This is a genomic window from Klebsiella terrigena, from assembly GCF_006539725.1.
Classification (GTDB): Bacteria; Pseudomonadota; Gammaproteobacteria; order Enterobacterales; family Enterobacteriaceae; genus Klebsiella; species Klebsiella terrigena.
This window is the reverse complement of the sequence record NZ_BJNO01000024.1, coordinates 1-20,418: the sequence shown is the minus strand read 5'-3', so window position 1 is coordinate 20,418 and position 20,418 is coordinate 1. Positions and strand designations below refer to the sequence as shown.

Sequence of the window (20,418 nt, the reverse complement as noted above, 5' to 3'; positions counted from 1 at the left end):
TTATTTCAATAAAAACGTAGTATGTTGGTAAAAATCAATGCTCTTCGGATGCCATCGACAGATAGACGATCGTCAGAACCATGAAGATGAAGGCTTGCAGCGTAATAATCAGGATGTGGAAAATGGCCCATGGCACATTCAGAATCCACTGTGACCACCACGGCAACAGACCAGCAATCAGAATGAAAATCAGCTCACCGGCATACATGTTGCCGAACAGTCGCAGACCCAGTGATACAGGTTTGGACAGCAGGCTTACCCCTTCAAGGATTAAGTTGACAGGAATGAACGCCCAGTGATTGAACGGCTGCAGCGTCAGTTCTTTAACGAACCCACCCACGCCTTTCATTTTGATGCTGTAGAAAAGAATCAGGATAAACACGCCAAGCGCCATCGACAGGGTGATGTTAACGTCCGCAGACGGAACCACGCGCAGTGCAGGCAGGCCGAAAATGTGTTCACCGATATAAGGAATCAGGTCGATTGGCAGCAGGTCCATCAGGTTCATCAGGAATACCCAGACGAACACGGTGAGGGCCAGCGGAGCAATCAGCTTGCTCTTGCCATGATACATATCTTTAACGCTGCCATGGACGAAGCCAATGGTCATCTCGATAGCCGTCTGGAGTTTACCCGGTACTCCGCTGGTCGCTTTCTTCGCAACGCTACGGAAAATGGTAAGGAACAACAGACCGAGCACCACTGAGAAGAACATGGAGTCAATGTTGAGCGTCCAGAAGGTGGCCGGGGGGTTGTGCGGATCCACCAGCGAGAAAGTACGCAGGTCCAGCTGAAGGTTATTCAGATGGTGTCCTATGTATTCCTGCGGCGTCATATTTTCTGCAGCCATGATGCCTTTTACCCTTTGTTGTTAATTACAGCTGGTGCCAGAATTTGTACCACCAGCACCAAAACCCACGTCACGATCAGCGGTAAAAATACCACTTTGAAAACGGCCAGCGCCATCACGAGGAGCGCGAAGGTCAGCAACACCTTGGAAGCTTCACCGATAGCGAAGGTCCAGGCCATTCGGCCTTTAGCTGGTGTATGCGCCTGATGACGCCAGGCAAAAATCATAAACATTATGTTTGGCACAACGACCGCCAAACCTCCGCATATTGCGGAGATGCCCCAGAAGGGGTCTTTGAGGCTGAACAGCAGTCCACTTGCTATTACTGCCAGTAACTGAATAAACAGAAGCTTACGAGCAACGTTTCGACTCAAGAGCGACACAGACATCACGTTTTTACTCCTGCTCCCTTCGAGGTATGTCGCGTGTCGTATAAAACGTCCTTTGAGGCGAAGAGTCAAGCATCAAAAAGCGGACAAATTATACGGTGACAACCCGTGAATTCAAACAATAAGTAGCAAAATAGTGAATAAATGTTTAATTATTTTCTGACAGGCAACTTTTCCTGCATTTTGCCAATCTGTGAGCGATCATGCAAAACTGCAAATACCGAGAAAACACAGCCTATAAAGCGTGCATTAGATCACATTATAAACATTTAGGGTTCGGTTGAATTAATTCTGTTCATAAATCATGACTTTTCATCCTTTTGATATTCAACATAAAAATCAGGGACTTTTTCTAAAACAACCCTACATACATTAAAAACGTTTTATTGACATTTATAATAAATATTTAACAACTATATGCCTGTTCAGCGCCTTGATTTGTAGCGGGCTGATATTTTCAAAGTTGACTATTGTTCTGGTAAATGAATCAGCAAACGTTAACCGCCAGAAAAACCATAGTGAAAATATGGTTAAATGCCCCCCGATAATACCCCGGCGTTACCTTCATTTTTGTAACATCCGCAGGTGACATTTTTTCCACATTTTTTGGTAAAAATTAAATCTTTTTTGATTTAATAACCACCAGGTGACGCTCCCCTTCCAGCTGGGGGACACGCAGTTTAATCACCTCGCTCACCGCGTATCCGGCAGGCAAATCGGTGAGCTCCTCTTCCTGAGCCACGCCCTTAAGCGCGTAAAAACGCCCCTCTTCTGCCGGCAAATGGTGGCACCAGCTCACCATATCGTTCAGCGAGGCGAACGCGCGGCTAATCACGCCATCAAACGGCGGCTCGGCCGGGAACGCTTCTACCCTACTCTGCACCGGCGTCACGTTCTCAAGCTTTAGCTCATGCTGAACCTGACGGAGAAAGCGCACGCGCTTGCCAAGGCTATCCAGCAGGGTGAAATGAGATTCAGGACGTACGATGGCCAGCGGAATACCAGGCAGCCCTGGACCGGTGCCGACATCGATAAAACGGCTTCCTTGAAGATAGGGTGCAACGACAATGCTGTCGAGAATATGCCGCACCAGCATCTCATTCGGGTCGCGAACGGAGGTCAGGTTGTAGGCTTTGTTCCACTTATCCAGCAGTCCAACATACGCTACCAGCTGATTTTTCTGATGATCGGTGAGCGTAATAGCCGCTTCATCCAGTAGACGAGAAAGTTTGTTGAGCACGGTCGGTACCTGTCTAAAAATAATGAGCCCGGAGGCGAAAACGCTTACCGGGCTGATGAACAACGAGGCGGAAAACGGGACGCTATCCGCCAAAAAACCTGTCTGAGGATCAGGCGCTGCGGCGCAGCATCCCCTGCTTTTTCAGCCAGACCAGCAGAATGGAGATCGCCGCAGGCGTCACGCCAGAAATGCGCGATGCCTGACCGATTGAAGACGGCTTATGATCGTTCAGCTTGGCAATCACCTCATTGGAGAGCCCAATGACCTGGCGATAATCAAGCGTAGCAGGCAGCAAGGTGTTTTCATTGCGCTGGTGTCTTTCGATCTCATCCTGCTGACGAGCGATATAGCCTTCATACTTAACCTGGATCTCAACCTGCTCAGCCGCCTGCGGGTCCTGCAGACCTGGCGCGAAAGGCGACAGCTGCACCAGCTGTTGATAGGTCATCTCCGGACGACGGAGCAGATCCTCGCCGCTGGCTTCGCGTGAGAGCGGCGCGGTGAGGTGAGCATTCACTTCTTCGACGCTTGCGGCCTGCGGGTTGACCCAGCTCGTTTTCAGCCGCTGACGCTCAAGTTCGATGCTTTCCAGCTTCTGATTGAAGCGCGCCCAGCGCTCGTCATCCACCAGACCCAGCTCGCGACCCTGTTCGGTCAGGCGCAGATCGGCGTTATCTTCGCGCAGCATCAGGCGATACTCCGCGCGGGAGGTAAACATGCGGTACGGTTCTTTGGTACCGAGGGTGCACAGATCGTCCACCAGTACGCCAAGGTAGGCCTGAGAGCGACCTGGCGCCCAGCCCTCTTTTTCTGCAGAGAAGCGACCGGCGTTCAGACCGGCAAGCAGGCCCTGGGCCGCGGCTTCTTCGTAGCCGGTGGTGCCGTTAATCTGGCCGGCGAAGAACAGGCCCTGGATATATTTGCTTTCCAGCGTCGGCTTCAGGTCGCGCGGATCGAAGAAATCATACTCAATGGCGTAGCCCGGGCGGACGATTTTGGCGTTTTCCATACCCTGCATTGAGCGAACAATTTGCATCTGGACATCGAACGGCAGGCTGGTGGAGATACCGTTCGGATAAATTTCGTTGGAGGTCAGTCCTTCCGGCTCGAGGAAGATCTGATGCTGGTTGCGATCGGCAAAGCGCATCACCTTATCTTCGATCGACGGGCAGTAACGCGGGCCGATCCCTTCAATCACCCCGGCGTACATCGGGCTGCGATCGAGGTTATTGCGGATAACGTCGTGCGTTTTCTCGTTGGTGTGCGTGATGTAGCACGGAACCTGACGCGGATGCTGATCCGCGGATCCCATGAACGAGAATACCGGCATCGGGTCATCGCCATGCTGCTGTGCCAGGACGCTGAAATCGATGGTGCGCGCGTCAATACGCGGCGGAGTACCGGTTTTCAAACGGCTGACGCGCAGCGGCAGTTCGCGTAAGCGGCGGGAGAGCGAGATCGCCGGCGGATCGCCTGCACGACCGCCGCTGTAGTTATCCAGCCCGATGTGGATCTTGCCGTCGAGGAAGGTTCCGACGGTCAGGACAACCGCTTTGGCGCGGAACTTCAGCCCCATCTGGGTCACTGCGCCGACAACGCGATCGTTTTCGACAATCAGATCCTCAACCGCCTGCTGGAAGATCATCAGATTGGGCTGGTTCTCCAGCGCCGTCCGTACCGCCTGGCGGTAGAGCACGCGGTCTGCCTGAGCGCGAGTGGCGCGCACCGCCGGGCCTTTGCTGGCGTTTAGTATCCTAAACTGAATGCCCGCATGGTCGATCGCTTTCGCCATCAGGCCGCCAAGAGCATCCACTTCTTTTACCAGGTGTCCTTTCCCAATGCCGCCAATCGCCGGGTTGCAGCTCATCTGCCCCAGAGTGTCGATATTGTGTGTCAAAAGCAGGGTCTGCTGACCCATACGCGCTGCGGCCATTGCGGCCTCAGTGCCTGCATGACCCCCGCCAATGATGATGACGTCAAAAGGATCCTGATAAAACATGGTGGTATGCCTCGCATAAAGCGGTTTGAAAATGGATTGAAGCCCGGGCCGTGGATTCTACTCAACTTTCGACTTCCGAGAAAGCTCCGGGATCTTGAGTATTTAAAAGAAGATCTTTTATTTAGAGATCTGTTTTATTGTGATCTCTTATTAGGATCGGACCTTTCTGTGGATAAGCCGGATCCGCGTTTTAAGATCAATCGGTTAAGGAGGATCACTTTCTGTGAATGATCGGTGATCCTGTTCCGTATAAGCTGGGATCAAAATGAAGGGTTATGCACAGCTCAAAAAGCAGGCAACGCTTATGCCTTGGATAACTACCGGTTGATCAGTGGTTTTAAGCATAGTTATCCACAGATGATCGGGCGATCTTTACAAAAATTAGATCAAATTTTTCCAGGATCCCAGCCAAATCTCGGCCGGATCTTCCGGAATCTCATGATCGAGGACATTAATCTTCAGCGTTTCGCCGATCTGTTTGGCTCCGCATGCCTTTAAGGCATCGTCAATCTTGTCGATTGCGCCGCAGAAGGTGTCATATTCACGACTGCCGATCCCGACTGAGCCAAAGCGTACGCCTGAAAGGTCCGCCTTCTGCTCCTGCAGCGCCTCATAGAAAGGCAGCAGGTTGTCAGGAATATCGCCGGCACCGTGCGTTGAGGAGATAACCAGCCAGATCCCGTCCGTCGGCAGATCCTCAATCAGCGGCCCGTGCTGGATTTCGCTGCTGTAGCCCGCTTCTTCCAGCTTTTCCGCCAGATGCTCTGCTACATATTCCGCACTGCCTAAGGTGCTGCCGCTGATAAGAGTAATGTCTGCCATGATCGTCCGCTCATTTATTCAGTGTGGCACATTGTACGCTGTGTGTGAGCTGGGATCTACCTGTGGAAAATGTGGGATTAAAAAAGCCCGATCACGGGCGGATGGTACGCATAATCGGGTTTTGCAGGGAGATCAGCGTCTCGGTGGACTGAATTTCATCGATTGTTTGGATCTTGTTGATAAGTACCTGCTGAAGGGCGTCGATCGAGCGGCACATCACTTTAATAAAGATGCTGTAGTGGCCGGTGGTGTAGTAGGCCTCGGTCACCTCATCCAGGCTCTTGAGCCGGGCCAGCGCCGAAGGGTAGTCTTTAGCGCTTTTCAGGATAATGCCGATAAAGCAGCACACGTCGTAGCCGAGCTGCTTCGGATTCACGTCGATCCGCGCGCCGGTAATAATGCCCGCCTGCTTCATCTTCTCCACGCGCACGTGGATAGTCCCCGGGCTGACGCCGAACTGTTTGGCCAGTTCGGCGTAGGCGGTGCGCGCATTGGCCATTAACGCTTCAAGGATGCCGCGGTCCAGATTGTCGATCTGATAATTTTCCATTGGTTTTTCTTATGATGTTTGATGATTCTTTCTATATTAGCCATATATTTTAATGAATCAAAAGTGTATTGGCCTTTTTGTTGTTTGATTATTGAATTGATGCCCTGGTTTGTTGCTTAATCAATAGCAACAGGACGCAGGAGTCATAAAAATGAAAACCGCATACATCGCAAAACAACGCCAGATCAGCTTCGTTAAGTCTCACTTTTCCCGCCAGCTGGAAGACAAACTGGGCCTGATCGAAGTCCAGGCTCCCATTTTAAGCCGCGTAGGGGACGGGACTCAGGACAACCTGTCTGGCTGCGAGAAGGCGGTTCAGGTAAAAGTGAAAACGCTGCCGGATGCCCAGTTTGAAGTCGTTCACTCACTGGCTAAATGGAAGCGTCAAACGCTGGGGCAACACGACTTCAGCGCGGGCGAAGGGCTGTACACGCACATGAAGGCCCTTCGCCCCGATGAAGACCGTCTGACCGCCATCCACTCCGTTTACGTTGACCAGTGGGACTGGGAGCGCGTGATGGGCGATGATGAGCGCCACGACGGGACGCTGAAATCCACCGTAGAAGCCATCTATGCCGGGATCAAAGCGACCGAAGCGGCCGTCAGCAAAGAGTTTGGCCTGACGCCGTTCCTGCCGGAACGGATCCAGTTTGTTCATAGCCAGGATCTGCTGAGCCGCTACCCGGATCTCGACGCTAAAGGGCGCGAGCGGGCGATTGCCAAAGAGCTGGGCGCCGTATTTCTTATCGGGATTGGCGGCAAGCTGACCGATGGCCAGCGCCACGACGTGCGTGCACCGGATTATGATGACTGGAGCACAGAGGTTGCCGAAGGCTTTGCCGGCCTGAACGGCGATATTCTGGTGTGGAACCCGGTTCTGGAAGATGCCTTCGAGCTCTCTTCTATGGGGATCCGCGTCGATGCCGAGGCCCTGAAGCGTCAGCTGGCGATCACCGGTGATGAAGATCGCCTGAAGCTGGAGTGGCACCAGGCGCTGCTGCGCGGCGAAATGCCGCAGACCATCGGCGGCGGTATTGGTCAGTCGCGCTTGACGATGCTGCTGCTGCAGCTCGACCACATCGGACAGGTCCAGTGCGGCGTATGGCCTGCACAGGTCCGTGAAAGCGTCGCTGCCCTGCTTTAATCCGCGCCTTAACGCCGCCAGCGCCTCAGCAGGCGGCTACGCAGCCCGGTATCAAAGCGCCAGATATGATCGAAGATGCGCATGATCCCGGGTTTGCCATGCACCGACATCGCCACCGCGTGAAAACGATGCTGGTGCCTGCGCTGAAGTTCCCCCACCTTATTGATCACCTCATCCGGCAGGCGCTGGGCGATAAAATCAGAAATCACCACCGCATCGGCATCCACCCATTGCGGGTTTTGCATGCGCTCAAAAATGGCCCGAAAACAGCTGGCCAGATCGGTACCGCCGCGAAAACGTTGGCTGAGGAAACGAATCGCCTGCTCCAGCCCCTGCGGGCCGGTGAGCTCGTAATGCACCACCTCGCTGGAAAAAAGCATGATAAAGCAGCGCCGGTTGTCCGCCAGCGCGACCCGCATCAATGCCAGGCAGAACGCCTTGGCGCACTGCTCGTTAAACCCACCCATTGAGCCTGAGGTATCGACACAGACGATAAATGGCCCGCGCGGCTGCTCGTCAAAATCCTGCCGGGTAACCGGTCGTTCGGTGATTTTTTCCCGCCACGCGTCGCCGTGCAGCCGGTAGGTCAGCAGCTGCTTTTCCACCAGCTTGCGGTAGAACTCGAACTCCAGCTCGGTGATCCCAAGGGTGGCCAGCTCCGGCGGGAGCAGGCGCAGAATATCGTCGCTTTGCTGCAGGCCATCAACCTGTTCCGGTACCGTGGCCGGTTCACGCACGAGGCTGCGAAAGGCCTCCATCGGCGCATCCTTTTTGGGGACCGATTTTGCTTCCCGCGAGCGCCCGAGCTGTTCAGCCAGCTGCATCAGCTCCGGCTGCTGCGTCAGAAAATCACCGTAGCGAACGATCAGCTGATAATCGCCGCGCTTCAGCTCGCCTGCGCTCATATCCCACAGGCGCCCTGCGGAGTTATCGTTTTCCACCAGCACCGGCTCGAGCTGGCCGCTGAGGGTCATTCGCTCCTGCATCGTGTTGAGCAGCCGATCGCGTTCCTCATCCAGCAGCTGCTGATTGAGGGTGGTAGCCTGCACCACCAGGCTCAGGCGCCAGCGCTGCAGGAAAAGGGTGTGCAACGCGGGCGTAAACTGCGGGTTATCATCCGCCAGCTGCTGGGCCTGGGCGGCAAAAGGGGATTCGAGCCTGTGCAGCTGCGTAAGAATTTGCGGCAGCTGAACGATGAACTGGGAGGTCGAAAGAAGCTGCGACCGCTGATAGTTCTGCACTTCAGCATCGAGCTCTGGCGGGATATGCGTCTCTTTTAGCCTGGCCCTGACGGCTTCGCGCCAGCGCGGGATGTCGGCGGCGATAATGTTTTTCAGCCGCGGGAATTTCTCAAAGAAAACGGCAAGCTGCGGGGAGGCCAGCAGCGCCAGCAGCATCTCTTCGATCATCCCCTCTTCGCTGACTGCCAGCATGACATTCAGCATATCCAGCGTCATGGCTGACGGGCCTGTTTGATCTGCGCCCCGACGTCCTGCAGGCTGGCTTCGATACGTCCCAGCCAGTCACCGGGAATGAACAGACATTTTTGCTGTTCGCTAAAGCGGTTGTGCTGCTGATGCCACTCGTCATCGAGAGCTTCCAGCTGCTGGCGAATTTCTGCAGGCATATTTTCCTGCGATTCGCTGCCGGGAAGGGCCAGCCGGGAGCCCTGCAGGCTGACGTCGCGCACCACCAGATGCTGGCTGGTATCGACGTCCATATCTAGCGGCTGTGCAAAACCAATGCCGTTGAGCTTGCCGCGGATCTCGCCGCCCTTCTCCAGCCAGTGGGAGAGCTCCTCACGGGTAAACGTAATATGGATGACCTGCATATCGTGTAGCTTAAGCGGCTGCTGAAGCAGCAGAAGGAGCGTTGTCCCTTCTACGTCGGCGGGAAGCTCATAGTGCGCTTTCCGGCTGAACATGCCGCCGAGACGCGTAACCTTCAGCGCGGTTTTGTCGCTGTGCTGCTGTTGGATCTGAATACGCCTTTGGGTGATCGCCCCGAGGCGCGTCAGCATCGCCTGCTGCTGCCAGGCGTGGTTGGTCATCAGGGTTTCCAGCAGCTGTGACATCAGGTTCATGCTTTCGATATCGTGCCACAGGCAGTCTTTCAGCAGAATCAGGTCGATGGGTGCGATGGTATCGCGGCCGCTGAAGAAGGCGCTGGCCTGCAGCAGGCGAACGGCCTTTTTCCAGCGGCGGTCCGAAACGTAGGGCGCCTTGGGCTGCGTCTCCAGCTGCTGGCGCAGCTGATAGACAAGCTCGAATACGCTATCCGTCAGCTTCACGCCGCTGATATCCTGCTGCCACTGCGCAAACTCTTCGCTACTGACCTGCAGGGCAACCGGCACCGGATTGCTGTTTTCATCCTGCTGGCTGAGCAGCATGGAGCGGAAGTTGGTTTTATCCTGTACCTTATCGAGCCACAGGCGGATCAGCATTCGGTCATACAGCGCTTCCAGGCTGCTATCCGCTTCCGGGAGTTCGTTGGACGCCGCCACCAGCAGGCGCATCGGGATTTTCTCTTCGGTGGCGCCGTTGCGGAAGTGGCGTTCGTTAATGGCGGTCAGCAGGGTGTTAAGGATAGCCGGGCCGGCTTTCCAGATCTCATCGAGGAAGACGATCTCCGCTTCCGGCAGGTAGCCTGCGGTTAAGCGCTCGTAACGGCCTTCATCCTTCAGGGCCTGGATTGATAGCGGACCAAAAACCTCTTCCGGGGTTGAGAAGCGGGTCATCAGGTATTCAAAGGCGCGAGCCTGCTGGAAGGCGAATTTGAGACGGCGGGCGATCAGGCTCTTGGCAATGCCCGGCGGACCGAGCAAAAACACGCTCTCGCCGCTGAGTGCGGCAAGCAGACAGAGCCGTATCGCATGACTGCGTTCAAACAAACCTTTTTCCAGCGCTGCGCTGAGCCGGGAAATTCTTTCTGCCAGTAAATGTGATTGAGCCATAATTGAGTTGCGTGCTTTTTCATGTGTCGTTATTGAGTCGAGTATAGATGTTTGATTAGGTGTGGTAATAGCCTGAAGATTCGATTTATTTTCTTTGAGCCAGGTTAATATGGTGTCTGTTAGGGGTACGATTCAGCAAAGAATCGTGCATACTGTGCGCTTTTTGTGAGCCTGAGGACCGGGAACACATTTGTTTTATATACACAAAAACATTCAGGATGCGGCAAGGCAGCAAGGGATGAAATCCCCTGGCGCACGGCTATGTGACCGGGATTTCTGGACGCCACCTGCGCAGAAGCAGCTTGAAAAATGATATGTATAAACGAAAAGACTAGTCTATGAGCTCTGATAATAAGCAATCGCTTCCGGCAGTAACGCTGGCGGCAATCGGCGTGGTGTACGGCGATATTGGTACCAGTCCGCTGTATACACTGCGTGAATGTCTGTCAGGTCAGTTTGGGTTTGGCGTTGAACGTGATGCCGTTTTTGGCTTTCTGTCGCTAATTTTCTGGCTGTTAATTTTTACCGTATCACTCAAATATATCACCTTCGTAATGCGGGCGGACAACGCCGGAGAGGGGGGGATTCTGACGCTAATGTCGCTGGCGGGACGCAATACGTCCGCGCGAATGACGTCGGTGCTGGTTATCCTTGGGCTGATTGGTGGCAGCTTCTTCTATGGCGAGGTGGTCATAACCCCGGCGATCTCGGTGATGTCGGCGATTGAGGGGCTGGAAATTATTGCGCCCAATCTGGATACCTGGGTTGTCCCGATATCCATCATTGTACTGACGCTGCTGTTTGCCATCCAGAAGCACGGCACCAGCATGGTGGGTAAGCTGTTTGCGCCAATTATGCTGATTTGGTTTCTGCTGCTGGCGGTGCTTGGTGCGCGCAGCATCATTGATAATCCGGAAGTATTGCAGGCGCTCAATCCCTATTGGGCGGTGCACTTCTTCCTCGAATATAAGACCGTCTCTTTTGTCGCCCTCGGGGCGGTAGTGCTCTCCATTACCGGCGTTGAGGCGCTGTATGCCGATATGGGCCACTTCGGTAAATTGCCTATCCGCTTAGCGTGGTTCTCCGTGGTGCTGCCTTCGCTGGTGCTGAACTACTTCGGCCAGGGGGCGCTGCTGCTCAAACATCCTGAGGCGATCAAAAACCCGTTCTTCCTGCTGGCGCCTGAATGGGCGCTGATCCCGATGCTGATTATCGCCGCTCTGGCGACGGTAATTGCCTCCCAGGCGGTTATTTCCGGGGTTTTCTCGTTGACCCGCCAGGCGGTGCGCCTGGGATATCTGTCGCCAATGCGCATCATCCATACCTCCGAGATGGAATCCGGGCAGATTTATATCCCGTTCATCAACTGGCTGCTGTACGTTTCGGTGGTCATTGTGATTATCAGCTTCGAGCACTCCTCCAACCTGGCGGCGGCGTACGGTATCGCGGTGACCGGCACCATGGTGCTGACCACTATCCTGTTCACCACAGTGGCGCGTCAAAACTGGCGCTGGAATAAATTCTTCGTGGCGCTGCTGTTTATCGCCTTTATGTGCATCGACCTGCCGCTGTTCTCGGCCAACCTGGATAAGATAGTCTCCGGCGGCTGGCTGCCGCTGACCCTTGGCCTGGTGATGTTCACCGTGATGACCACCTGGAAGAGCGAGCGTTTCCGCCTGCTGCGCCGGATGCACGAACACGGCAACTCGCTGGAAGCCATGATCTCTTCGCTGGAGAAATCGCCGCCGGTCCGCGTGCCCGGCACTGCGGTCTATATGTCCCGCGCCCTGAACGTTATCCCGTTTGCCCTGCTGCACAACCTCAAGCACAACAAGGTGCTGCATGAGCGGGTGATCCTGCTGACGCTGCGGACCGAAGATGCGCCTTACGTGCACAACGTTCGCCGGGTGCAGATCGAGCAAATCTCACCGTCGTTCTGGCGGGTGGTGGCGAGCTACGGCTGGCGCGAAACGCCGAATGTGGAAGAAGTTTTCCACCGCTGCGGGCTGGAAGGGCTGAGCTGTCGGATGATGGAAACCTCGTTCTTCATGTCGCATGAATCGCTGATTATCGGCAAACGGCCGTGGTATCTGCGGTTGCGCGGTAAGCTCTATCTCCTGCTGCAGCGCAACGCCCTGCGGGCGCCGGATCAGTTTGAGATCCCGCCTAACCGGGTGATTGAGCTGGGCACCCAGGTCGAAATTTGATGTTCCGAAGCCCTTCCTTGTGAAGGGCTTTTTATTGTTTTTTGCCTGCGTTCACTTTTCTCTCCCCACGCTTGCGAAACGTTTCGATGGCGATCACATTTCTCTCTTTTGGCGGTGGTTTTCTGCGCGTATTTTGACAATACTTCCTTCAGCGAAACGTTTCGCTACTGGAGCAGAAGAGAAAAATGAAAAAGGGCACCGTACTTAACGCTGATATTTCCTCGGTTATCTCCCGCCTGGGTCATACCGATACGCTGGTGGTCTGCGATGCCGGGTTACCGGTTCCCCGCAGCAGCGCGCGTATTGATATGGCGTTAACCCAGGGCGTTCCCTCCTTTATGCAGGTTCTGGAGGTGGTAACGGCGGAAATGCAGGTTGAAGCGGCGATCCTTGCGGAAGAGATTAAAACTCATAATCCGCAGCTCCATGCGACGTTGCTCACTCACCTTGAGCGGCTGCAGCAATACCAGGGAAACACCATTGAAATTCGTTACACCAGTCATGAGCAGTTTAAAAAACAGACCGCGGATAGTCAGGCGGTGATTCGCAGCGGGGAGTGTTCCCCGTTTGCGAACGTTATTCTCTGTGCCGGCGTGACGTTCTGAGGTCGCCGATATGGAAGCCTTATTGCAATTACAAGGGATCGATAAAGCGTTCCCAGGCGTCAAAGCGCTCTCCGGCGCCGCGCTCAACGTTTATGCCGGCCGGGTGATGGCGCTGGTTGGTGAAAACGGTGCCGGTAAGTCCACCATGATGAAGGTGCTGACCGGGATCTACGCCCGCGACGCCGGCTCCTTAACGTGGTTAGGAAAAGAGACTATCTTCAACGGACCGAAATCCTCTCAGGAAGCCGGGATCGGTATTATCCACCAGGAACTTAACCTCATTCCCCAACTGACGATCGCGGAAAATATTTTCCTCGGCCGTGAGTTCGTTAACCGGTTTGGCAAAATAGACTGGAAAACGATGTATGCCGAAGCGGACAAGCTGCTGGCGAAGCTGAATTTACGTTTTAACAGCCAAAAGCTGGTGGGCGATCTGTCGATCGGCGACCAGCAGATGGTTGAAATTGCCAAGGTGCTGAGCTTTGAGTCGAAGGTCATCATTATGGATGAGCCTACGGACGCCCTGACCGACACCGAAACGGCCTCCCTGTTCCGCGTTATCCGCGAGCTGAAATCTCAGGGCCGCGGGATCGTCTATATCTCCCACCGCATGAAAGAGATCTTCGAGATTTGCGACGATGTTACCGTCTTTCGCGACGGGCAGTTTATCGCCGAGCGCGAGGTGGCGAGCCTGGATGAAGACCTGCTGATTGAGATGATGGTCGGCCGCAAGCTGGAAGACCAGTATCCACGCCTGGATAAAGCGCCGGGCGCCGTGCGCCTCAAGGTGGACAACCTGTGCGGGCCGGGCGTGGAAAGTGTCTCCTTTACTCTGCGTCAGGGAGAGATTCTGGGCGTCGCCGGGCTGATGGGCGCCGGTCGGACGGAGCTGATGAAGGTTCTGTACGGCGCGCTGCCGCGCAGCAGCGGTTCCGTCACCCTCGACGGGCGTGAAGTGGTCGCCCGCTCCCCGCAGGATGGCCTGGCAAACGGCATCGTTTATATCTCCGAAGACCGCAAGCGCGATGGCTTAGTCCTCGGCATGTCGGTGAAGGAAAACATGTCGCTGACCGCGCTGCGCTACTTCAGCCACGCCGGCGGCCGGCTGAAGCATAAAGATGAACAGCAGGCGGTAAGCGATTTTATCCGCCTGTTCAATGTCAAAACGCCATCGATGGAGCAAGCGATCGGCCTGCTCTCCGGCGGTAACCAGCAGAAGGTGGCCATTGCCCGCGGGCTGATGACCCGCCCGAAGGTCCTGATCCTTGATGAGCCTACCCGCGGCGTTGACGTTGGGGCGAAGAAAGAGATCTACCAGCTGATTAACCAGTTTAAGGCCGATGGTCTGAGCATCATTCTGGTCTCTTCGGAGATGCCGGAAGTGTTAGGCATGAGCGATCGCATCATTGTGATGCATGAAGGGCATCTCGGCGGTGAATTTACACGCGAGCAGGCCACCCAGGAAGTATTGATGGCTGCCGCTGTGGGCAAGCTTAACCGTGTGAATCAGGAGTAAAAAAGATGACAACCCAGGCTGCTGCTGGTCGCCGCTATTTCACTAAAGCATGGCTGATGGAGCAAAAATCGCTGATTGCCCTGCTGGTGCTGATAGCGATTGTCTCGACCATGAGCCCCAACTTTTTTACCGTCAATAACCTGTTCAATATCCTGCAGCAGACTTCGGTTAACGCCATTATGGCGGTCGGCATGACGCTGGTTATTCTCACTTCGGGGATCGACCTGTCGGTGGGCTCCCTGCTGGCGCTGACCGGCGCGGTTGCGGCGTCGATTGTCGGCCTTGAGGTTAATGCGCTGGTGGCGATTGCCGGCGCGCTGGCGCTGGGTGCGGCCATCGGTGCGGTGACCGGGGTGATTGTAGCGAAAGGGCGCGTGCAGGCCTTTATTGCCACGCTGGTGATGATGCTGCTGCTGCGCGGCGTGACGATGGTCTACACCAACGGCAGTCCGGTGAATACCGGGTTTACGGATAATGCCGATCTGTTTGGCTGGTTTGGTATCGGCCGTCCGCTGGGGATACCGACGCCGGTGTGGATTATGGCGATCGTCTTCCTTGCCGCCTGGTACATGCTGCACCACACCCGCCTGGGCCGCTATATCTACGCGCTGGGTGGCAACGAAGCGGCCACGCGCCTGTCCGGCATCAGCGTGAATAAAGTTAAAATCATCGTCTATTCTCTGTGTGGCCTGCTGGCTTCGCTGGCGGGCATTATCGAAGTGGCGCGCCTCTCCTCCGCGCAGCCGACGGCGGGGACCGGCTATGAGCTGGATGCCATTGCGGCAGTGGTGCTGGGCGGTACCAGCCTGGCCGGCGGTAAGGGGCGCATCGTCGGTACCCTGATTGGGGCACTGATCCTCGGCTTCCTGAATAACGGATTGAACCTATTAGGCGTTTCTTCCTATTACCAGATGATCGTTAAAGCGGTGGTCATTTTGCTGGCGGTGCTGGTAGATAACAAAAAGCAGTAACTAAGAACTCTACAGGACATCTTAACTATGAATATGAAAAAACTGGCGACCCTGGTATCTGCTGTTGCTTTAAGCGCGACCGTGAGCGCAAACGCGATGGCGAAAGATACCATTGCCCTGGTTATCTCGACCCTTAACAACCCGTTCTTTGTCTCCCTGAAAGAGGGGGCGCAGAAAGAAGCCGACAAGCTGGGCTACAACCTGGTGGTGCTGGATTCACAAAATAACCCGGCGAAAGAGCTGGCCAACGTGCAGGATTTGACGGTACGCGGCGCTAAGCTCCTGCTGATCAACCCGACGGACTCTGATGCGGTAGGTAACGCCGTGAAGATGGCTAATCAGGCGAAGATCCCGGTTATTACTCTTGACCGTCAGGCGGCGAAAGGCGACGTGGTTAGCCATATTGCTTCTGATAACGTGCTCGGCGGCAAAATGGCCGGCGACTATATCGCGAAGAAAGCGGGTGAGAACGCTAAGGTTATTGAGCTGCAGGGTATCGCAGGGACATCCGCGGCGCGCGAGCGTGGCGAAGGCTTCAAGCAGGCCGTCGCGGCTCACAAATTTAACGTGCTGGCGAGCCAGCCGGCAGATTTCGACCGTACCAAGGGCCTGAACGTCATGCAGAACCTGCTGACGGCGCATCCGGACGTACAGGCGGTATTTGCTCAGAACGACGAAATGGCGCTGGGCGCGCTGCGCGCTTTACAAACGGCGGGTAAATCCGATGTGATGGTGGTTGGATTTGACGGTACTCCGGATGGCGAAAAAGCGGTAAATAGTGGCAAACTGGCTGCGACTATCGCCCAGCTGCCTGAGCAGATCGGCGTGAAAGGCGTCGAGACTGCCGATAAAGTGCTGAAGGGTGAAAAAGTGGACGCCAGCTATCCGGTTGAGCTGAAACTGGTCATTAAGCAGTAATATGCGATTCGGACCGGCAACGGTCCGAGGGACAACATAAAAAAGAAAAGCAGGGCATGCGCCACCGGAGTCCGGTGGCGCGCTTTCCCGGGAACTGAGATGATGAAAACCGCAGGCAAACTTATCGTCCTTGGCAGCATCAATGCCGATCACATTCTTAACCTTCAATCTTTCCCGACGCCGGGCGAAACCGTCACCGGTAACCACTATCAGGTGGCTTTCGGTGGCAAAGGTGCCAACCAGGCCGTAGCCGCCGGGCGCAGCGGAGCTAACATTGCGTTTATCGCCTGTACCGGCGATGACGATACCGGCGAGCGCGTTCGCCGCCAGCTGGCGAGCGATAACATCGACATCGCGCCGGTTCGCGCGGTAAAAGGTGAATCGACCGGCGTGGCGCTGATCTTTGTTAACGGCGAAGGTGAGAATGTTATCGGTATTCATGCCGGCGCCAATGCCGCCCTTTCGGTCGCTCAGGTTGAGGCAGAGAAGGCGCGTATTGCCGACGCCGATGCGCTGCTGATGCAGCTGGAGTCGCCGCTGGAGAGCGTGCTGGCGGCGGCCAAAATCGCCCATCAGCATCAAACAAGCGTGGTGCTGAATCCGGCCCCGGCGCGCGAGCTGTCGGATGAACTGCTGGCGCTGGTGGATATCATCACCCCTAACGAAACGGAAGCGGAAAAGCTGACCGGTATTCGCGTCGAAAACGATGACGATGCCGCCAAAGCGGCAAACGCGCTCCATAAAAAAGGTATCGGTACCGTTATTATTACGCTGGGTAGCCGCGGCGTCTGGGTGAGCCACGATGGCGAAGGCCGCCGGGTCCCGGGCTTTAAGGTTCAGGCCATCGATACCATTGCCGCGGGTGATACCTTTAACGGCGCCCTGGTCACCGCATTACTGGAAGGGACCGCGCTGGCAGAGGCCATCCGCTTTGCCCATGCCGCCGCCGCTATTGCCGTTACCCGCAAAGGCGCGCAGCCTTCAGTGCCATGGCGAAAAGAAATCGACGAATTTTTACGTCAACAGGGGTAACGCTTGGCTACCATGAAGGATGTGGCCCGCGTGGCGGGCGTTTCCACCTCGACGGTTTCCCACGTCATTAATAAAGATCGTTTCGTCAGCGAGGCGATTACCGCCAAAGTGGACGCGGCGATCAAAAATCTTAACTACGCGCCGTCCGCGCTGGCGCGTAGCCTCAAGCTCAATCAAACTCGCACCATCGGTATGCTGATCACCGCCAGTACCAACCCGTTTTATTCTGAGCTGGTGCGCGGCGTAGAGCGTAGCTGTTTTGAACGCGGCTATAGCCTGGTGCTATGCAATACGGAAGGCGACGAGCAGCGCATGAACAGTAATCTCGAAACGCTGATGCAAAAGCGCGTCGATGGCTTACTGCTGCTCTGTACCGAAACGCATCAGCCTTCGCCAGAAATAATGCAGCGCTATCCTTCGGTGCCAACGGTGATGATGGACTGGGCGCCGTTTGATGGCGACAGCGATCTGATTCAGGATAACTCGCTGCTGGGGGGCGATATGGCGACCCAGTACCTGATAGACCAGGGTCACACCCGGATTGCCTGTATTGCCGGTCCGCTGGATAAAACGCCGTCGCGGCTGCGCCTGGAGGGCTATCACGCCGCGATGTCCCGCGCCGGGCTGGAAGTGGCTGAGGGATACGTGATTACCAGCGACTTTGAGTTTGGCGGTGGATTTAGCGCGATGCAGGAGCTGCTGACCTTATCGGAACGCCCGCAGGCGGTATTCGTCGGCAACGACGCCATGGCGTTTGGGGCATATCAGTCGCTTTACCTGGCCGGGCTGCGTATTCCGCAGGATATGGCGCTGGTGGGCTATGACGATATCGAGCTGGCCCGCTATATGACGCCGCCGCTGACGACTATCCATCAGCCAAAGGATGAGCTGGGTGAGCTGGCGATTGATGTGCTCATTCACCGGATGGCCGATCCCGGACAGCAGCAGCAGCGCGTGCAGCTCACCCCTGAGCTTATCGTTCGCGGTTCAGCCTAGCGTTTGTGCCGTTCCTTTATCAAGTTACGGCCATCCTTCGCCTTTAACAGCATAAACACCAGCGCGGACACGACGGTGATCGCTCCCATCGTAATAAAGGTATTGTGGAACTGCTCTACGGTACTGGAGTTGTCAAAGCCTTCATAAAAGCGCAGTACCGCTGCGCTAATCGCCACCCCGAGACTGATTGATAGCTGCTGCGTGACCGCCAGCAGGCTGTTGCCACCGCTGGCATTATCATCGGTGAGGTCGGCAAGCGTAATGGTGTTCATTGAGGTGAACTGAGTGGACATCGCCATCCCCAGAACGAAGAGCGGCAGCAGCAGCATCCAGACGGGCATCGCGGGCGACTGGAACGAGAACTGGGCGATCATCAGGCCGATAAATATCGTTACCCCTACCAGCGTTTTCCGGTAGCCGAGCCAGCGCAGGATCTGCGTAACGGTAGACTTCGCGATAATAGAGCCGACGGCGGTCGGCGCAATCATGCAGCCGGCGATGATTGCTGAATAGCCAAAACCGACCTGCAGCATCAGCGGCATCAGGAACGGCACGCAGCCCGTACCCAGACGCGTTGCCAGATTACCGGCGATCCCGACGGAAAAGGTTCGGGTCTTAAATAAAGAAAGCGAGATCAGCGGGGCGGGATGGCGGCGGGCATGGCGAATATAGGCCAGCAGTAAAAGAACGCTAAGGGCGATAACCGTCAGCGCGATCCAGCTGGCGACGATTTTCTCGCCAAACAGTTCGATACCGCTGGAGAACAGCACCAGGCTTAGCCCAAAGAGCAAAAATCCGCGGGTATCGAAAGGTCGGCGTGGCGTAGTGAAGTCCGGCATGCATTTACGCGCATAAAGGATGCCAATAATGCCAATAGGAATATTGATCAGGAAAATCCAGTGCCAGCTGGCCCAGGTCACCAGCACGCCGCCGAGAACCGGGCCAAGAATCGGACCGACAAGCCCCGGCATCGTCACGAAGTTCAGCACCGGCAGCAGCTCGCTGCGCGGATAGGCCCGCAATAATGCCAGCCGCGCGACCGGCATCATCATCGCGCCGCCAACCCCCTGAATGACGCGAAAGATGACCAGCTCCATCAGCGAGCCGGAAAGCGCGCAGGCGAGGGAGCCGAGCGTAAACAGGCCTACGGCAATAATAAACACTTTGCGCGTGCCGAAGCGGTCGGCCAGCCACCCGCTGACCGGAATGAGCATCGCTACCGTTAGCGTATAGCTGATGATCGCGGACTGCATTGCCAGCGGCGAACGGTTGAGGCTATGGGCTATTGCCGGAAGGGCGGTGTTCAGAATGGTGGCGTCCAGCGCTTGCATAAAAAAGGCCATTGCCGCAATCCACGGCAGTCCGGCCATACTACGCCCTTTCTTCTCGGTCATGCGGAACCCTTTATTTACCTGAATGGTTTGGTGCGCTCAGCAGGGCCTGGCAGGCGCTGAGCGCTCGCGGGCCGTCGCTGTTCAGAATCGCGTCAACAATTGCCTGATGGAGATCCAGCTTCACCACCTCATTCTGAGTAATAGAAGTGAAGTAAGTGTGATAGACCGAATGGAATAGCGAAGCGAAAGAGATAAGGAAGGGATTACCGCTCATTTCATAGATGTGCTCATGCCAGGCCATATCGACTTCAATCCAGCGCTCGCGCTGGAAGCGTCTTTTCAGCTCGCCCATCTCTTCCATTAAGCTATTGAGCTGCGCCTTCTGCTCCGCGCAGCCCAGGGTGGCAGCCAGAAAGCAGGCCTGCGGCTCGAGGCTGCTGCGCATGACGAGGAAGTGGGTCACCACCTCTTCGAAGTTATCTTCCGTTAACCACCAGGAGAGCAGCTCCTTGTCGAGAAAGTTCCAGCTACTGCGTGGCATAACACGGGTACCGATGCGCGGGCGCGGTAAGAGCATACCTTTCGCTGTCAGCGTCTTGACCGCCTCTCGTACCGCCGTTCGGCTCACGCCGAACTGCTCGCCCAGCTCCATTTCACCGGGGAGAATGCTTTCCGGCTGATATTCGCCGGTCAGAATTTTTTGGGCCAGTTTCTCCGCCAGTACCCAGGAGATGTTTTTCTGTGCCGCCAGTTGCTGTGCGCTTAAAGACATAAATGCCGTTCCTTTCTCTTTTCTACTCTATCAGTATGCCACCAGGCGGGGCGTTTCGTTGTTTAAAACGGCAAAACGCCGGTTTTTTGCCACTCTGCGGCCCGGTTTGCTGAAAAAAGA

At 55.6% G+C, this 20,418-nt stretch carries 18 protein-coding genes; 8 read left to right on the top strand and 10 right to left on the bottom strand.

Annotation, left to right across the window (positions count from 1 at the left end; all coding sequences use genetic code 11):
- Nucleotides 1–34 precede the first annotated feature (34 nt).
- The 6 genes from atpB to asnC all read right to left on the bottom strand — a co-directional run bounded on the left by atpB (nucleotide 35) and on the right by asnC (nucleotide 5,850).
- The gene (atpB, locus tag RTE01_RS21570; RefSeq protein WP_041143359.1) at nucleotides 35–850 is read right to left on the bottom strand and encodes a F0F1 ATP synthase subunit A; all 816 of its coding nucleotides are present in this window, start codon (nucleotides 848–850) and stop codon (nucleotides 35–37) included.
- Between the two features lie 8 nt (nucleotides 851–858).
- Entirely contained in the window at nucleotides 859–1,239 is a 381-nt protein-coding gene (gene atpI / locus RTE01_RS21565) for a F0F1 ATP synthase subunit I (RefSeq protein ID WP_041143360.1), read from the bottom strand.
- A gap of 616 nt (nucleotides 1,240–1,855) precedes the next feature.
- Nucleotides 1,856–2,479, bottom strand: a complete 624-nt coding sequence (gene rsmG, locus RTE01_RS21560; RefSeq protein WP_041147492.1) for a 16S rRNA (guanine(527)-N(7))-methyltransferase RsmG — start codon at nucleotides 2,477–2,479, stop codon at nucleotides 1,856–1,858.
- A 109-nt stretch (nucleotides 2,480–2,588) separates the two neighbouring features.
- Nucleotides 2,589–4,478, bottom strand: a complete 1,890-nt coding sequence (gene mnmG / locus RTE01_RS21555) for a tRNA uridine-5-carboxymethylaminomethyl(34) synthesis enzyme MnmG (protein ID WP_115193862.1) — start codon at nucleotides 4,476–4,478, stop codon at nucleotides 2,589–2,591.
- 381 nt (nucleotides 4,479–4,859) lie between these two features.
- Nucleotides 4,860–5,300, bottom strand: a complete 441-nt coding sequence (mioC, locus tag RTE01_RS21550; protein ID WP_041143362.1) for an FMN-binding protein MioC — start codon at nucleotides 5,298–5,300, stop codon at nucleotides 4,860–4,862.
- A gap of 91 nt (nucleotides 5,301–5,391) precedes the next feature.
- Nucleotides 5,392–5,850: a transcriptional regulator AsnC gene (asnC, locus tag RTE01_RS21545; RefSeq protein WP_134528271.1), complete on the bottom strand. Its 459-nt coding sequence runs from the start codon at nucleotides 5,848–5,850 to the stop codon at nucleotides 5,392–5,394.
- Nucleotides 5,851–6,001: 151 nt separating this feature from the next.
- Here asnC and asnA point away from each other — a divergent pair, with 151 nt between their 5' ends.
- Nucleotides 6,002–6,994, top strand: a complete 993-nt coding sequence (gene asnA / locus RTE01_RS21540; RefSeq protein ID WP_041143364.1) for an aspartate--ammonia ligase — start codon at nucleotides 6,002–6,004, stop codon at nucleotides 6,992–6,994.
- A gap of 8 nt (nucleotides 6,995–7,002) precedes the next feature.
- Here the strand turns inward: asnA and viaA are convergent, their stop codons facing one another.
- Together viaA and ravA are read right to left on the bottom strand one after the other, a co-directional pair.
- Nucleotides 7,003–8,451, bottom strand: coding sequence for an ATPase RavA stimulator ViaA (viaA, locus tag RTE01_RS21535; protein ID WP_134528275.1), 1,449 nt, complete (start codon nucleotides 8,449–8,451; stop codon nucleotides 7,003–7,005).
- Nucleotides 8,448–9,947 carry an ATPase RavA gene (gene ravA / locus RTE01_RS21530; protein WP_076947925.1) on the bottom strand — a complete coding sequence of 500 codons (1,500 nt, stop codon included), beginning with the start codon at nucleotides 9,945–9,947 and terminating at the stop codon, nucleotides 8,448–8,450. Before ravA ends, viaA begins: the two co-directional genes overlap by 4 nt.
- Nucleotides 9,948–10,285: 338 nt before the next feature.
- On the opposite strand from ravA, the gene kup reads away from it, so the two are divergent.
- The 7 genes from kup to rbsR all read left to right on the top strand — a co-directional run bounded on the left by kup (nucleotide 10,286) and on the right by rbsR (nucleotide 18,192).
- Nucleotides 10,286–12,154, top strand: coding sequence for a low affinity potassium transporter Kup (kup, locus tag RTE01_RS21525; protein WP_041143367.1), 1,869 nt, complete (start codon nucleotides 10,286–10,288; stop codon nucleotides 12,152–12,154).
- A 185-nt stretch (nucleotides 12,155–12,339) separates the two neighbouring features.
- Nucleotides 12,340–12,759 carry a D-ribose pyranase gene (rbsD, locus tag RTE01_RS21520; RefSeq protein ID WP_041143368.1) on the top strand — a complete coding sequence of 140 codons (420 nt, stop codon included), beginning with the start codon at nucleotides 12,340–12,342 and terminating at the stop codon, nucleotides 12,757–12,759.
- 10 nt (nucleotides 12,760–12,769) lie between these two features.
- Nucleotides 12,770–14,275 carry a ribose ABC transporter ATP-binding protein RbsA gene (rbsA, locus tag RTE01_RS21515; protein WP_141335347.1) on the top strand — a complete coding sequence of 502 codons (1,506 nt, stop codon included), beginning with the start codon at nucleotides 12,770–12,772 and terminating at the stop codon, nucleotides 14,273–14,275.
- Between the two features lie 5 nt (nucleotides 14,276–14,280).
- A complete protein-coding gene (rbsC, locus tag RTE01_RS21510) occupies nucleotides 14,281–15,246 on the top strand; it encodes a ribose ABC transporter permease (RefSeq protein WP_041143370.1) in 966 nt (321 codons plus the stop codon).
- Nucleotides 15,247–15,273: 27 nt separating this feature from the next.
- Nucleotides 15,274–16,164 carry a ribose ABC transporter substrate-binding protein RbsB gene (rbsB, locus tag RTE01_RS21505; RefSeq protein ID WP_041143371.1) on the top strand — a complete coding sequence of 297 codons (891 nt, stop codon included), beginning with the start codon at nucleotides 15,274–15,276 and terminating at the stop codon, nucleotides 16,162–16,164.
- Between the two features lie 99 nt (nucleotides 16,165–16,263).
- Nucleotides 16,264–17,196, top strand: a complete 933-nt coding sequence (gene rbsK / locus RTE01_RS21500) for a ribokinase (protein WP_166793762.1) — start codon at nucleotides 16,264–16,266, stop codon at nucleotides 17,194–17,196.
- Between the two features lie 3 nt (nucleotides 17,197–17,199).
- Nucleotides 17,200–18,192 carry a ribose operon transcriptional repressor RbsR gene (rbsR, locus tag RTE01_RS21495; protein WP_134528278.1) on the top strand — a complete coding sequence of 331 codons (993 nt, stop codon included), beginning with the start codon at nucleotides 17,200–17,202 and terminating at the stop codon, nucleotides 18,190–18,192.
- On the opposite strand, the gene mdtD is transcribed toward rbsR, so the two are convergent.
- Both mdtD and RTE01_RS21485 read right to left on the bottom strand, forming a co-directional pair.
- Nucleotides 18,189–19,586 carry a multidrug transporter subunit MdtD gene (gene mdtD, locus RTE01_RS21490; protein ID WP_041143373.1) on the bottom strand — a complete coding sequence of 466 codons (1,398 nt, stop codon included), beginning with the start codon at nucleotides 19,584–19,586 and terminating at the stop codon, nucleotides 18,189–18,191. The genes rbsR and mdtD overlap by 4 nt on opposite strands.
- Nucleotides 19,587–19,596: 10 nt before the next feature.
- Entirely contained in the window at nucleotides 19,597–20,298 is a 702-nt protein-coding gene (locus RTE01_RS21485; protein WP_045853717.1) for a FadR/GntR family transcriptional regulator, read from the bottom strand.
- Nucleotides 20,299–20,418 lie beyond the last annotated feature (120 nt).

Bases quoted from the DNA above. Each gene is read 5' to 3' on its own strand.
- rbsC (WP_041143370.1), top strand. From the start codon at position 14,281: ATGACAACCCAGGCTGCTGCTGGTCGCCGCTATTTCACTAAAGCATGG.
- atpI (WP_041143360.1), bottom strand. From the start codon at position 1,239: ATGTCTGTGTCGCTCTTGAGTCGAAACGTTGCTCGTAAGCTTCTGTTT.
- viaA (WP_134528275.1), bottom strand. From the start codon at position 8,451: ATGACGCTGGATATGCTGAATGTCATGCTGGCAGTCAGCGAAGAGGGG.
- rbsB (WP_041143371.1), top strand. From the start codon at position 15,274: ATGAATATGAAAAAACTGGCGACCCTGGTATCTGCTGTTGCTTTAAGC.
- atpB (WP_041143359.1), bottom strand. From the start codon at position 850: ATGGCTGCAGAAAATATGACGCCGCAGGAATACATAGGACACCATCTG.
- asnC (WP_134528271.1), bottom strand. From the start codon at position 5,850: ATGGAAAATTATCAGATCGACAATCTGGACCGCGGCATCCTTGAAGCG.
- kup (WP_041143367.1), top strand. From the start codon at position 10,286: ATGAGCTCTGATAATAAGCAATCGCTTCCGGCAGTAACGCTGGCGGCA.
- rbsA (WP_141335347.1), top strand. From the start codon at position 12,770: ATGGAAGCCTTATTGCAATTACAAGGGATCGATAAAGCGTTCCCAGGC.
- mnmG (WP_115193862.1), bottom strand. From the start codon at position 4,478: ATGTTTTATCAGGATCCTTTTGACGTCATCATCATTGGCGGGGGTCAT.
- ravA (WP_076947925.1), bottom strand. From the start codon at position 9,947: ATGGCTCAATCACATTTACTGGCAGAAAGAATTTCCCGGCTCAGCGCA.
- mdtD (WP_041143373.1), bottom strand. From the start codon at position 19,586: ATGACCGAGAAGAAAGGGCGTAGTATGGCCGGACTGCCGTGGATTGCG.
- rbsD (WP_041143368.1), top strand. From the start codon at position 12,340: ATGAAAAAGGGCACCGTACTTAACGCTGATATTTCCTCGGTTATCTCC.
- RTE01_RS21485 (WP_045853717.1), bottom strand. From the start codon at position 20,298: ATGTCTTTAAGCGCACAGCAACTGGCGGCACAGAAAAACATCTCCTGG.
- asnA (WP_041143364.1), top strand. From the start codon at position 6,002: ATGAAAACCGCATACATCGCAAAACAACGCCAGATCAGCTTCGTTAAG.
- rbsK (WP_166793762.1), top strand. From the start codon at position 16,264: ATGATGAAAACCGCAGGCAAACTTATCGTCCTTGGCAGCATCAATGCC.
- mioC (WP_041143362.1), bottom strand. From the start codon at position 5,300: ATGGCAGACATTACTCTTATCAGCGGCAGCACCTTAGGCAGTGCGGAA.